Raw genomic sequence first — 11,750 nt, 5'->3', positions numbered from 1 at the left:
ATAAAATTAAACAAAAAAATAATGGGGTTTTAAAACCCCATTATTTTTTCTACTTACACAGTTTATGTTATAGTACCATTATCCCTGAAAATTCTTTCCATTTTCCATTTTCTTTTTTATATATAATTGCTCTACCGCTGTTGAGTTCAGACCTTTCAATATATACTGTTTTTTTATCTTTTGAAAAAACCGGCAAACTGAACATCTCATATGATTGATTACCAAATTTCTGTGTATATTTTTTAATAAAATTATTTAATCTATCTGAACCCTCTCTGTTAACAATGTTAGTTAATGAATCAATTATTTCACTTGATAGTAATTGTTTTGGGTAAATTGAATCTTGAACCAATTTCATTTCTTTTCTTTCATCAATCTGTTTTTTTATAAACTTTAAATCTTCATTTGTAAAATAATTACTTAGTTTAAAAGTTGAATGATTAGTACTGTCAAAATAGTGTGGAATTTTTAATTCATCTAAAATATACCAATCTTGAGTTCCTTCTAGAATTTCTACAGCTTTTGAATCATTTAAAACCATTTTGATAAACATATAAATATCTTGGTCAGTCACTGATTCTGACTCGATCGCTTCTTTTTTAGTTGGATTGGAGCAACTAATAAAAAAAATTATAATAACTAAAATTCTTATAACGATTTTCATTTTCTTAGTAGTATTAAGAAGAATAAAAATAGAGAATTATTTAATTAGATTTTCACTATTTTAAATTCAATTTAAAAAAGGTCCACCAAGCAAGCTTAATGAACGTTAATTTTTTGATGGCTTAATTATAATCTCGCAAAGCCGCAAAGCAAAGCTAACCCTTTGCGTCTCCGCGTCTTTGCGAGAAAATAAAAATTAGTGTGAAACCCTAATTCCCCGAACTCCAATCAATCTTTCTGGAAAAATACATCACAGCGGCTAAAATCAAGAACAATCCGATACTACCAACCAACAATGCATAATCTTCCATTTGAATAATTACAAAAATAAAGGTGTATAAAAACGTTAGCGAAATCCCGATGAAAGCCGGAAACTTTTTATTCTTTAAAATTGAGATGGAGTAGAGCGATATCAACACAATTACCGAAGCTCCCGCAACCACATACGCCAACGTGAAACTACTGTGTTCTGTTATCGAAATCAGCAACGTATAAAACATAATCAACGCCAAACCAATCATCGAATACTGAAAAATATGTATGTTGATTTTACTAATGCTTTGGATGAGAAAAAAGATCAAAAACGTTAATCCAATCACTAAAAATCCGTACTTCGAAGCTCGTTCATTTTGCTGGTATTCATCTACCGTTGTGATGAAATCTACACCAAAAGCATGCGGTCTCACATTTGGTAATGTTTCAAATGATTGTTGCGGGAAAGGTCGGTTGAGGTGCAACACTTCCCATTCGGCTTCAAAACCTTTTGACGTGATTTTTTTGTTTTTGTCATTAGGCAAAAAGTTTCCTGAAAAACTCGGCGAAGGCCAATTGGAAGTCATCTTTGAAGAAGTCGTTTTGCCAATAGGAGCAAAGTGAATCATTTTACTTCCGTTATAATTAATGTTGAAAGTGAAGTTTTGCTTTTTATTTTGCTGAAGCGATTGCAAATTCACCAAACCGGTTTCTAACGTTGACATCGAATCGTTTTGCTTGTTTTGCGTAGGTTCAAAACGATAAACCGAATCGCCTAATTTTAAATTCACTTGACTTTTGATGCTTTTTAAATTCGTTGTCCGAATCAAAATAGTGGCTTTGTCCCACATAATATTTTCATCCGCAATCGAATTGATTTTGAAGTTAGGAAAAACATAACTTCCCGAAAAATCCATTTGAGCATTAAACACATTCGACTTATACAAACTGCGTTGCAACGGTTTGACCATTGTGACATCGGTTGTGTTTTTCAGTTCTTCCGGGAAGAAATAAGCTAGTTTGGTTTCGGTGACATATTTTTTTACTTGTATGTTGGTTTTGTCGTCATATTCAATTACTTCGCTGGTGTGTTTGTATGGAATTTTTAAAATCGGACCATAAAAATAAATTTCTTCGCCCCATTTTTCGGAAGTTTCTGAGACGACTTCTTTTTGACGTAAGGAACGTTCTTCAATTAAGCTTTTCACAAATTGAAGCGGAATCAATAAAATGAGCGTTAGAAAGCCAACCATAATGATTTTTGCGGTGTTGGACTGAAAGAAATTGGTTTGTTTTTCCATGATTTTTGATTTTTAGATTAATTGATTTTTAGAAATTAAATAGATTGATACGATTAATGGTTATATAAAAATAGCCTGCTGCAATTGGAAGATTAGCCAATATGATAAGGATTTTAATACCAAAATATTCCCGATGATTTCGGAAAAAAATAAAATGATGAATCAGGTTGAGTAATACTAGACTATTGATTAATAATGCTGTCATTACATAGTAAATTCCAATAATAATTATGAGATCTACAGTTGGGAATAGTTGATGTGTTAAAAACAAAACCGTGCCAATGCCAAATGAAAAAATAGCAATTTGCGTTGACAGTTGACCGTTTACTATAGCATACGTTTGTTTAGTCATGATGATAATTTTTAGAAACTATAGAGCTTGATACGAAGTATAAAACCAACAGAAATGTTCCGAATCCGATGGTGAAGTTTTGAACATCTCGCATGAAAAGACAATCCACACAAGAAGCAAATAAATCGATTGGATTAGCCAGTAAATCCCAACTGTTGAATCGCAGAAATCGTCCGAGATAAATACCAAAAGCGGTTAAGTAGAGAATGCAAAACAGCATTATCTTACTTTGAATTTTGGAATAATGCAGTTCTATAATTTTTTCGATGGTTCGAATAGAAAATAATCCCAATGCAAATCCCGTAATTGAGAAGGAGGAAACCAACACCAAATCAAACCAAAACGGAACATCCGGAAATTTGTTGATATGTACAAAATCGGTTAATAGATAAAAGGAATTTGGCAGAAACAGCAACCAAACCAAAAGGGTTCCGATTCGTAAAAATCTCCTTTCTTGAAAAGTGACTGAAGTGAAAAGAAAAAATGAAATTAAGTAGGGGATGAAGGCGAGAAATAAATTCCATATTAAAAAGAAAAAGAAAACACTTTGTGTCACTTTTGCTCTAATTAATAATAAAAGAAAGCAGAAAAGAGTTAGCGTAGCAAATACAATCACTTCATTTTTCCTGATGCTTTGGTAGTAAGTTAGTTTTTTCATTTGTAAAGCACTTTGTTTTTCAAAGTTAAAATTTAAAAAAATAGGTTAATTTTTTCTGATTAATTTTTCGAGAGCTTCGATATGATCTTGAAAGGCTTTTTTTCCGAGTTTGGTAGCTTTGTAGCTGGTGTTGGGTTTTTTTCCGATGAATTGTTTTTCAATGGCGATGTATTCTTCAGATTCTAAGGCTTTGGCATGCGAGGCAAGGTTGCCATCGGTGACACCTAACAATTCTTTTAGTGTAGTAAAATCGGCACTTTCGTTCACCATCAAAATCGACATAATGCCCAGTCGGATTCGATGGTCAAAGGCTTTGTTTATATTTTGTATGATGTTTTTCATTTTACAAAGGAAAGGAATTAATTTTTTTGAACACTGATAAATAAAATTTGAAAAATTGAAAGAAATTTAAAAATCCAAAAGTCGAATAATCTAACAATCAGATAATCGAACAATCGAACAATCCAATTATCTACTCCCTTTCATATTTAAAATACATAATACTACCATATAAAATGTGGCAAACGCCGAAACCTAATGCCCAAAATAATAATCCATAGCCCAAAAACCAAGTAGAAAGTAAACCTAAAACAATAAAAGTTAATCCTAAATAGCGAACACCTCCTATTGTATATTTACTTGCATTTACACAAGCTAATCCATAAAAGATTAAGGTAAGCGGTGCAACTAAACCTAACATTTCTTTTTCAATAAGAAATATAATAAAAAAACCTCCTGTAGCTAATGGAATTAAAAAATTGATCACTAATCGTCTTGCGGTGCTGTTCCAAATCGTTTCATTGTTCTTTTTTGCTTTTTGAATGCTCAATAGAATTCCAGTTAATAAAGAGAGTAAAGCTACAGATACAGCAATAACAAATAATCGTATAACGGCTTCTTCTGAAATTACTAAATTTTTATAGGCTCCCATTGTTGACGTATCAAAGTAAATCGTTTTATAAGCCAAATATGCACCAATTAATGCGTATGTTCCGGCTAAAATTCCAGATAGTCCGCTCAACGATAAAAAGCGTGAGGAACGATTCATCAAATTTTTGATTTCAGAAAGGTCGTTGAGGTATTTCTCGTTTTCCATTTTTAAAGTACTTTGAGATGCAAAGTAAATTATAAAATTTTTTACAACCAAACATTTTTTAATTTATTTTTGAAAAATGAAACCAGCTGAAGAATATATTTTAAATCAACCCGAATTATACCGGGATATAATACTGAATTTGCAAGTAATTATTGAAAAGGAGCTACCGGAAGCTGTTTTATTGTTCAAATGGAAAATCCCATATTATTATGTAAACAATAAACCATTTTGTTTCATAAATGCCAGTCACAAAGGCAAGTTTGTTGATTTAGCTTTTAATAAAGGCTATCAACTTCAAAATCATTCGGAGTTTTTAAATGGAGAAAAACGAAATACATTTAAATCATTACGCTATTTTTCAATTCATGAAATTGATAATGAAATCATAATTGATTTGATAAAAAAACAAAGGCTATTTTATGAAAAATAGGCTTCAAAAATTATATAATTTTAGAACCCCAAATAAACAAACATATTTACATTAAGTTGTGGTAAATTATCAGTAGTAAGACTTTGTTGAATAACACCACCATTTATTGAAGTTGTTAGTAAAGAATGAAAATGGTCACTAACGGTATTTGTTGCTGTTGATGGAATATCAATGGTATGCGTGTGGTCTCCACCCGAATTAATAGAAAGTGCTCTTGGGTTTCCGTTAAAACCGGCGTTAACTCGGCCATTATATCCGGCTAATCCAGATGCAGTAGTCACTGAGGAAGCACCACCGCCATCTGAAAACGTAGCTCTAACTAAGCCATAATAATCATCTGTTGCGTTACGATTAGCGTTGTGGGTATGTGTATGACTACCATTACTACTAGTTGAAACTGGAGCTGGATCAACAGTATGTGAATGACCTCCGCCGAAATTTGTAAATCCAGTAAGGGTAACATTTGGTAGTTGATTTTGTGTAATGTTTGTTGCAGTAGATGTTGTACCAACTGTGCCACCTTGTACGACTATTTTATTTGAAGCATCAGGAAGATTAAGCGTAGTGCCACCGAATAAGCTAAAAACATTTGTTTGTTGCGTTGCTGATAGAGTAGCGACTAGCCTTCCATCTAACAAAATCCATCCATTATGGTCTGTTGTTTTGACACTGCTTTTTATATCTCCAATTTCATTTAAACTGCTGTAGGATAGTTTTTTCCAACTCGATCCATCAAAAAAATAGTAACCTATTTCATTAATATGAATTGTTTTTATCGATATAGGCGATGGAATTGAAGTAACATAGACAATTACACCTGTTTGATCTGTACCATAAATGGCATCTTTATCTCTTAATTCGTTTCCGGAAATATTTGGTGCTTTTATGCCATCAATTTCAGTAGAAATTCCTGGTTTACCTTCAACATCAAGTGTAGATTTTGGTGCAGTTGTGTTTATTCCAACTTGACCATGAATTGAAATTGAACTAATACTAACCATTAAAATGATTACAAATCTCCTTAGCATAATACATATAAATTAATTGGTTGAAAGAAAATAGTTTTTTCAAAATTTTGAAAGTCAAAATTTAAATTCAATTACAAATTTGTATATTTTACGGATGGTTCAACTGCTACTTTTGGGTGATTTGTTTAAAGGAAGGTATAATTTAGATAGATTTAAAAAAATATTGATTACTTTTCATAAGTTAAATTGATAAGATTTTTATTGATGATATAATTTGTAATATGAATAAACATAAATTTTATATAGTAATATTTTTGTGTTTAGTTTTTATAGCCGGTACTGCACAAAATAAAGTAAAAATTGATAGCTTAATTTTATTTCTAAAGTCTCCTAAGCAAGATACACTGACTGTGTATGCCTATTGTAATCTAGCTTCAGAACTTGTTGGAGTAGATAATGAACAAGCCAAAATATATGCTCTTAAAGGCTTGACGATTTCTAAAAAAATTAAAAACAAAAAAATGCTGGCTTGGGCGAATCATGTTGTTGGATTGTCTTATGATTATATTGGAATTGCAGATAGTGCATATTATTTTTATTCCAAATCCATCGAATTAAAAGAAGCGTTAGGTGATGTAGAAGGTATTGCAACAACAAATTTAAACATAGGTGTCTTGTATTTTTATCAAAAAGAATATGATCGAGCATTGGTATATTATCAAAAAGCTTTAGAGTTATACAAAAAAACGAACAACGAAGTTAGGGTTGCGGCTGCACTAAACAACATAGGAGCAATCTATCGTGTTCAAAAAAAATATAAAAATGCAATTGAAGTTTACAAGCAATCATTAAAATTGAAAGAAAAAGCTAATGATATGGCAGGAATGTCTAATGCAATGAATAACCTTGGAATTGTTTATATGTATTTGAATCAATTTGACACAGCAGAATCATTTTTAAAACGTTCGTTAGAATTTCAAAAGAAAGTAAATGAAAAAAATAATTTGATTAATTCTTATTTAAGTATCGCAAATTTATATGTTAAAATGGAAAAATTTGATGATGGTCGTTTTTACCTTAATCAAGCCATAAGAAGCGGCGATTCATTAGACATGCCACATGAGATGATAGAAGCATATAAAATTTACACTGTTATAGACTCAACAACTGGTGATTTTAAATCTGCTTTTGAACATTTAAAATTGTATAATGAAACTTCGGGTATGGTAATTCAAGCAGATCGAAAAAAAGAAATGGATAGATTAGAAACCATTTATCAAACCAAGGAAAAAGAAAAAGAAATTGAACTAAGCAAAACGATTATACAAAATAAAGAAAAGGCAATTTGGATTATTAGTATTATTTCGTCTGTTTTATTAATACTTGCTTTTTGGTTATTATGGTTAAGGTATAAGCTTCATTTAAGTAATAAAAAATTAAATATCTTGGTAAATCAAAAAGAAGACTTGGTAAAAGAAATTCATCACAGAGTTAAAAATAATTTACAGGTAATCAGCAGTTTACTCAACATGCATGTGCGTAGGGTACAAGATCCAGAATCTAAAAAAATATTTGACGATGGTGTTTCTCGAATTCAAGCTATGTCAATTATTCATCAAAATATATACAATCACAATCAATCATTAGAACAAAAACCAATTGAATATATTGAAAAACTAATACAACAATTATATATTACTTATCAAATACCTGAAAAATCTATACAAATTAACACACAAATAGAAGACATTAATCTAGACATAGAAAAACTAATGAGTTTGGGTTTAATTTTAAATGAATTATTGTCAAATGCATTTAAATATGCTTTTATTAATAGCTCAAATGGGGTTATAGATATTAAATTAGAGAAGTCAATTGATGGTACTTTAAATTTACTAGTCAAAGACAACGGAATTGGCATTAATAGTAATTTTCAAAATTCAAATGAGTCTTTAGGTATGCGACTTATACAAGCTTTTAGTAATAAGTTGAATGGAAAAATCATATTTAAAAATGATAATGGAACTTTGTTTTTGTTAAATTTTAATCCTAATTAAATGAAAACGCTTGAAATAATAATTCTAGAAGATGAACCTATTATTGCAATGGATTTAAAAGATTTTTGCGAAGAGATAGGGCATAGTGTAGTAGCCTTATGTTATGACTTTGAAAATGCATTAATTGAAGTTGAGCGTAAGAATCCTAATTTTGCTTTAATAGATATCAGGATCGGAAATCGTGATGATGGCATTTTCTTTGGGAAGAGATTAAGTGAAGACTTTGGTATACCATTCATCTATATAACTTCATTTTTTGATGAAAAAACATTAAACATTGCAAAAGAAACTTTTCCTTCAGGCTATTTGGTAAAACCTATTAGTTTTGGTGGACTTTCTGCAGCTATTCAAGTTGGTCTGGCAAATTTTGAAAAATGGCGACCTCATAATGATACCCTTATTCAAAAATTAAATAAAATCAATAAATCTGAATTAACTGCAAGAGAAATTGAAGTAGTGCAACATTTAATGACGGGAAAAACAAATTATGAAATTGCTCAAGCACAATTTGTATCTGTCAATACCGTTAAAACTCATCTTAAAAATATTTTTGGTAAATTAGACATTAAAAGTCGTGGGCAACTTATCGCTCATTTGAACAAATAAATTTTTTGTAATATTCATTCAACAGAGTCTTGAAATTAAACACGTTACAAAAAAATATTTTTAAAAACATTTTATGTGTTTTAAATCCTAAAAATTCCACCAAATACCAAAATCTTCTGAAAAAACCAAAAATCCTGTTCGGCACTGTCGGCTTTATCATTTGTGGTTCTAATGTCGTTCATATTAATATAACCACCTTTTAATTCACCTTGAATAAAGAAATATTTTAAAAAAGTAATATTCAATCCTGCTTTTGCTGAAAGTCCGTAACCGGAAACATGAAAATCATCATGACGTTCTTTATCAAAAAGTTTTGTGTTTGTTTTTGGGTATAAAAATCCTCCGCCAACACCTTCAGTTAAATTAATTTGAAGCAAATCGGTATTGTTAATACTAAACCATTTTGAGATATCATCAACTCTTGCAATTTCTGTATTCACGTAGTTTAAACCGTCAGTGTGTTCAAAAGTTAAAAAATCTTCGGTTAACAAAACTTGTCCATTTGGCAAAGTTTCTCCAAAGTTTCCTTGATTTGGATAAAAACCTGAATAATCAACAGCTCTGTCTTGATACATCACATATTTCATGTGGTCAAAACCTACCGATATGTTGTATTTATCGGTAATAAAATAACCTATTCTCAAATTAGTTTGCGGAATGGTCATTCTGCATGGATTGATATAATCAACATGCCAACCTTTAGGTTTGTCGTGAGCAGAAACATCATATAAAGTAAAATCATAATCAGCTCCTTTGAAACGGATGTCTGATTTTGAAAAAGTTTCTCGATTTCCTCCCCAATAAAGATAGAATTTTCCTTTGTTGTGGGCTGTGTATTTTTCAGGAGTTGCCGGAACGTCTTGGGCTGATATGTGTTGAAAAAAGGCACAAAAAAAGAGCACAATCAATAGCGATTGATTTTTCACTGGATTGTTTATAAGAAAGTTTAGAATTGATTAATGGTTTTTCGAATAGCGACTAATTTGGTCATTAAATTTTCAAAATAATCTAAATGAAGCATGTTGGCTCCATCACTTTTGGCATTTGCCGGGTCAAAATGGGTTTCAATAAAAATTCCGTCAACCCCGGTTACAATTCCTGCTTTGGCGATGGTTTCAATCATATCCGGACGACCACCGGTTACGCCCGACATTTGATTGGGTTGTTGGAGTGAATGTGTAACATCTAAAACAGTTGTTGCAAATTGTTTCATGGTTGGAATTCCTCTAAAATCTACAATCATATCTTGGTAGCCAAACATTGTTCCGCGATCGGTTACCATTACATTTTCGTTTTGGCAATCCAATACTTTTTGAACGGCATGCTTCATACTTTCCGGACTCATAAATTGTCCTTTTTTCAGATTTACTGTTTTTCCGGTATTTGCTGCAGCCACTACTAAATCGGTTTGACGAACTAAAAAAGCTGGTATTTGCAAAATATCTACATATTCAGCTGCCATTGCTGCATCTTCATTGGTATGAATATCGGTTACAGTTGGTATACCAAAAGTTTGTGATACTTTTTGTAAAATTTTTAAGGCTTTTTCATCACCAATTCCTGAAAAACTATCTATTCTGGATCGGTTTGCTTTTTTAAAGGAGCCTTTGAATACATAAGGAATTTCTAATTTATCGGTAATTTGTACCAGACGGTCTGCAATTCTTAAAGCCATTTCTTCGCCTTCAATGGCACAAGGTCCGGCTAAAACAAAGAAGTTTCCGCTGTTTGTATGTTTTATTTGAGGTATTTTAGTGATATCCATAGTTGGTAGTTAAGGTGCAAAAGTACGAATAATTTAAAAAGATTTTGTAACTTATGTTACTCATCTTTTTTGGCGGTTAAACCTTTTGGAACCATCAATTTTCCTTTTTCATAAATGTTGAAATAGAGTAATAATGGTTTTTTACATCCCACCCAATGGAGTTGATATACATCCAAAAAACCGGCACCAACTTCACTTCTTTTTGTTGGAAATGGGCAGCAGCTTTCAACTTTTCTATAAAATAATTTTTCACCATTTGGTCCTGCTAGTGCTTTTAGAAAACGCTCCTGATTAATAGTGTCGTTTGATGTAGTTCGATAATAAATATTGATAGGATAATCAGAATCATATCCATATTTTGAGTCATCACTAACTTCGGTTAAAACAAAAGAATTATCTTTTTTTAACATAGGTGTTGGAGCTGAATCATCAATGTTTTTGATAGTATTTTTGATTCCACCGCAGGAAACACTAAAAATTGCAATAAAAAGCAAGAATGCTAAGCTAAGTTTTTTCATCTAATTGTATACAAATTTTAGTCAAAGGTAAAAGTTTTTTCTGATAACATTTGCAATTTCATTTGTTATAACGCAGTTCATATTCTATTTTTGTAAAAAAAATGATATGGAGCTACTTTCACAAACTTGGCACTGGTCTATTTCCGGTTTTTTAATTGGTATAGTAATGCTACTTTTGATTTATTTCGGAAAGACTTTTGGAATGTCGTCTAACCTTCGTTCGCTTTGTGCGATGACAGGAATAGGAAAAAAAATTCCTTTTTTTGACTGGGATTGGAAAAGCCAAAGGTGGAATTTGGTTGTTGTTGTTGGAACCATGATTGGCGGATTTATTGCCGTTCAATTTTTAAACGATGCTTCAAACGTTTCCATCAATCCAAAAACAATTGAACAATTAAAATTGATGGGAATAGATGAGCCTAACGGAAAGTTATTACCCAATTCACTATTTGAAAGTTCTTCGCCAAAAATGATTTTGATTTTGATTATCGGAGGAATATTTATTGGGTTTGGAAGTCGTTATGCCGGCGGATGCACTTCCGGTCATGCGATATCCGGATTGAGTAATCTTCAAATACCTTCGCTAAAAGCAGTAATTGGTTTTTTTATTGGCGGATTAATCATGGCTCATTTTCTTTTACCATTAATCTTCTAACGTATGAATTTACTTAAATATTTGCTTGTTGGAATCCTTTTCGGAATAGTACTAACCAAAACCGAGGCTGTTTCATGGTACAGAATTTATGAGATGTTTCATTTTCAATCATTTCATATGTATGGCATTATCGGTACAGCGATTGTAACAGGAATAATTGGCATTCAAATTATCAAACGAAGAAATTTGAAAGACATTGATGGCATGCCTATTGAAATTTTAGATAAAGAAAAAGGAAATGCCCGTTACTGGATTGGTGGCATTTTGTTTGGTTTAGGCTGGGCATTGGTTGGAGCTTGTCCCGGACCAATTTTTATTCTTTTAGGAGCTGGGTTTTATAATGTTGCTTTTGTTCTTTTTGGAGCTATTTTCGGTACATTTTTATACGGATTAATAAAAGATAAATTACCACATTAAAAAAAAGCTTAT

The 11,750-nt window shown here is 31.4% G+C and carries 15 protein-coding genes; 5 read left to right on the top strand and 10 right to left on the bottom strand.

The features are described 5' to 3' along the window. Nucleotides 1-67 precede the first annotated feature (67 nt). From AC23MC_RS12940 to AC23MC_RS12915, 6 genes are all read right to left on the bottom strand, one after another. The gene (locus tag AC23MC_RS12940; protein WP_487568772.1) at nucleotides 68-664 is read right to left on the bottom strand and encodes a hypothetical protein; all 597 of its coding nucleotides are present in this window, start codon (nucleotides 662-664) and stop codon (nucleotides 68-70) included. 208 nt (nucleotides 665-872) lie between these two features. After that, nucleotides 873-2,216 carry a cell envelope integrity protein CreD gene (creD, locus tag AC23MC_RS12935; RefSeq protein ID WP_487568771.1) on the bottom strand — a complete coding sequence of 448 codons (1,344 nt, stop codon included), beginning with the start codon at nucleotides 2,214-2,216 and terminating at the stop codon, nucleotides 873-875. Nucleotides 2,217-2,244: 28 nt separating this feature from the next. Further along, nucleotides 2,245-2,568, bottom strand: coding sequence for a hypothetical protein (locus AC23MC_RS12930; protein WP_487568770.1), 324 nt, complete (start codon nucleotides 2,566-2,568; stop codon nucleotides 2,245-2,247). Next, nucleotides 2,561-3,226: a DUF1361 domain-containing protein gene (locus tag AC23MC_RS12925; protein WP_487568769.1), complete on the bottom strand. Its 666-nt coding sequence runs from the start codon at nucleotides 3,224-3,226 to the stop codon at nucleotides 2,561-2,563. The genes AC23MC_RS12930 and AC23MC_RS12925 overlap by 8 nt, the downstream gene beginning before the upstream one ends. A gap of 45 nt (nucleotides 3,227-3,271) precedes the next feature. Further along, nucleotides 3,272-3,568 carry a winged helix-turn-helix domain-containing protein gene (locus AC23MC_RS12920; RefSeq protein WP_487568768.1) on the bottom strand — a complete coding sequence of 99 codons (297 nt, stop codon included), beginning with the start codon at nucleotides 3,566-3,568 and terminating at the stop codon, nucleotides 3,272-3,274. 130 nt (nucleotides 3,569-3,698) lie between these two features. Then, nucleotides 3,699-4,322 carry a hypothetical protein gene (locus AC23MC_RS12915; RefSeq protein ID WP_487568767.1) on the bottom strand — a complete coding sequence of 208 codons (624 nt, stop codon included), beginning with the start codon at nucleotides 4,320-4,322 and terminating at the stop codon, nucleotides 3,699-3,701. A 76-nt stretch (nucleotides 4,323-4,398) separates the two neighbouring features. Between AC23MC_RS12915 and AC23MC_RS12910 the strand changes: the two genes are divergently transcribed. Next, entirely contained in the window at nucleotides 4,399-4,752 is a 354-nt protein-coding gene (locus AC23MC_RS12910) for a DUF1801 domain-containing protein (RefSeq protein WP_487568766.1), read from the top strand. Nucleotides 4,753-4,772: 20 nt separating this feature from the next. On the opposite strand, the gene AC23MC_RS12905 is transcribed toward AC23MC_RS12910, so the two are convergent. Next, nucleotides 4,773-5,753: a hypothetical protein gene (locus AC23MC_RS12905; protein ID WP_487568765.1), complete on the bottom strand. Its 981-nt coding sequence runs from the start codon at nucleotides 5,751-5,753 to the stop codon at nucleotides 4,773-4,775. Between the two features lie 248 nt (nucleotides 5,754-6,001). Here AC23MC_RS12905 and AC23MC_RS12900 point away from each other — a divergent pair, with 248 nt between their 5' ends. Next, a complete protein-coding gene (locus tag AC23MC_RS12900) occupies nucleotides 6,002-7,777 on the top strand; it encodes a tetratricopeptide repeat protein (RefSeq protein WP_487568764.1) in 1,776 nt (591 codons plus the stop codon). Continuing rightward, nucleotides 7,778-8,383, top strand: coding sequence for a response regulator transcription factor (locus AC23MC_RS12895; RefSeq protein ID WP_487568763.1), 606 nt, complete (start codon nucleotides 7,778-7,780; stop codon nucleotides 8,381-8,383). A gap of 80 nt (nucleotides 8,384-8,463) precedes the next feature. On the opposite strand, the gene AC23MC_RS12890 is transcribed toward AC23MC_RS12895, so the two are convergent. From AC23MC_RS12890 to AC23MC_RS12880, 3 genes are read right to left on the bottom strand one after another with little or no spacing between them, the layout of a single operon-like run. Beyond that, nucleotides 8,464-9,309 (bottom strand): hypothetical protein, encoded by an 846-nt coding sequence (locus tag AC23MC_RS12890; RefSeq protein ID WP_487568762.1) that lies wholly within the window; start codon nucleotides 9,307-9,309, stop codon nucleotides 8,464-8,466. 20 nt (nucleotides 9,310-9,329) lie between these two features. Next, nucleotides 9,330-10,148, bottom strand: coding sequence for a 3-deoxy-8-phosphooctulonate synthase (kdsA, locus tag AC23MC_RS12885; RefSeq protein WP_487568761.1), 819 nt, complete (start codon nucleotides 10,146-10,148; stop codon nucleotides 9,330-9,332). Between the two features lie 56 nt (nucleotides 10,149-10,204). Further along, complete coding sequence (locus AC23MC_RS12880; protein ID WP_487568760.1) at nucleotides 10,205-10,666, bottom strand: 2-dehydro-3-deoxyphosphooctonate aldolase; 462 nt, start codon at nucleotides 10,664-10,666, stop codon at nucleotides 10,205-10,207. Nucleotides 10,667-10,772: 106 nt separating this feature from the next. Between AC23MC_RS12880 and AC23MC_RS12875 the strand changes: the two genes are divergently transcribed. Both AC23MC_RS12875 and AC23MC_RS12870 read left to right on the top strand, forming a co-directional pair. After that, nucleotides 10,773-11,321, top strand: a complete 549-nt coding sequence (locus AC23MC_RS12875; protein WP_487568759.1) for a YeeE/YedE family protein — start codon at nucleotides 10,773-10,775, stop codon at nucleotides 11,319-11,321. 3 nt (nucleotides 11,322-11,324) lie between these two features. Then, nucleotides 11,325-11,738 (top strand): DUF6691 family protein, encoded by a 414-nt coding sequence (locus AC23MC_RS12870; RefSeq protein ID WP_487568758.1) that lies wholly within the window; start codon nucleotides 11,325-11,327, stop codon nucleotides 11,736-11,738. Nucleotides 11,739-11,750: the final 12 nt, after the last annotated feature.

The sequence above is a fragment of the Flavobacterium sp. T50_26 genome (assembly GCF_057652995.1).
This window is presented reverse-complemented; position numbering and strand designations above follow the sequence as displayed.

Excerpts from the sequence above, each read along its gene's own strand:
- AC23MC_RS12930 (WP_487568770.1), bottom strand. The coding sequence starts at position 2,568 with ATGACTAAACAAACGTATGCTATAGTAAACGGTCAACTGTCAACGCAA.
- AC23MC_RS12895 (WP_487568763.1), top strand. The coding sequence starts at position 7,778 with ATGAAAACGCTTGAAATAATAATTCTAGAAGATGAACCTATTATTGCA.
- creD (WP_487568771.1), bottom strand. The coding sequence starts at position 2,216 with ATGGAAAAACAAACCAATTTCTTTCAGTCCAACACCGCAAAAATCATT.
- AC23MC_RS12870 (WP_487568758.1), top strand. The coding sequence starts at position 11,325 with ATGAATTTACTTAAATATTTGCTTGTTGGAATCCTTTTCGGAATAGTA.
- kdsA (WP_487568761.1), bottom strand. The coding sequence starts at position 10,148 with ATGGATATCACTAAAATACCTCAAATAAAACATACAAACAGCGGAAAC.
- AC23MC_RS12915 (WP_487568767.1), bottom strand. The coding sequence starts at position 4,322 with ATGGAAAACGAGAAATACCTCAACGACCTTTCTGAAATCAAAAATTTG.
- AC23MC_RS12940 (WP_487568772.1), bottom strand. The coding sequence starts at position 664 with ATGAAAATCGTTATAAGAATTTTAGTTATTATAATTTTTTTTATTAGT.
- AC23MC_RS12875 (WP_487568759.1), top strand. The coding sequence starts at position 10,773 with ATGGAGCTACTTTCACAAACTTGGCACTGGTCTATTTCCGGTTTTTTA.
- AC23MC_RS12925 (WP_487568769.1), bottom strand. The coding sequence starts at position 3,226 with ATGAAAAAACTAACTTACTACCAAAGCATCAGGAAAAATGAAGTGATT.
- AC23MC_RS12910 (WP_487568766.1), top strand. The coding sequence starts at position 4,399 with ATGAAACCAGCTGAAGAATATATTTTAAATCAACCCGAATTATACCGG.
- AC23MC_RS12920 (WP_487568768.1), bottom strand. The coding sequence starts at position 3,568 with ATGAAAAACATCATACAAAATATAAACAAAGCCTTTGACCATCGAATC.
- AC23MC_RS12900 (WP_487568764.1), top strand. The coding sequence starts at position 6,002 with ATGAATAAACATAAATTTTATATAGTAATATTTTTGTGTTTAGTTTTT.
- AC23MC_RS12905 (WP_487568765.1), bottom strand. The coding sequence starts at position 5,753 with ATGGTTAGTATTAGTTCAATTTCAATTCATGGTCAAGTTGGAATAAAC.
- AC23MC_RS12880 (WP_487568760.1), bottom strand. The coding sequence starts at position 10,666 with ATGAAAAAACTTAGCTTAGCATTCTTGCTTTTTATTGCAATTTTTAGT.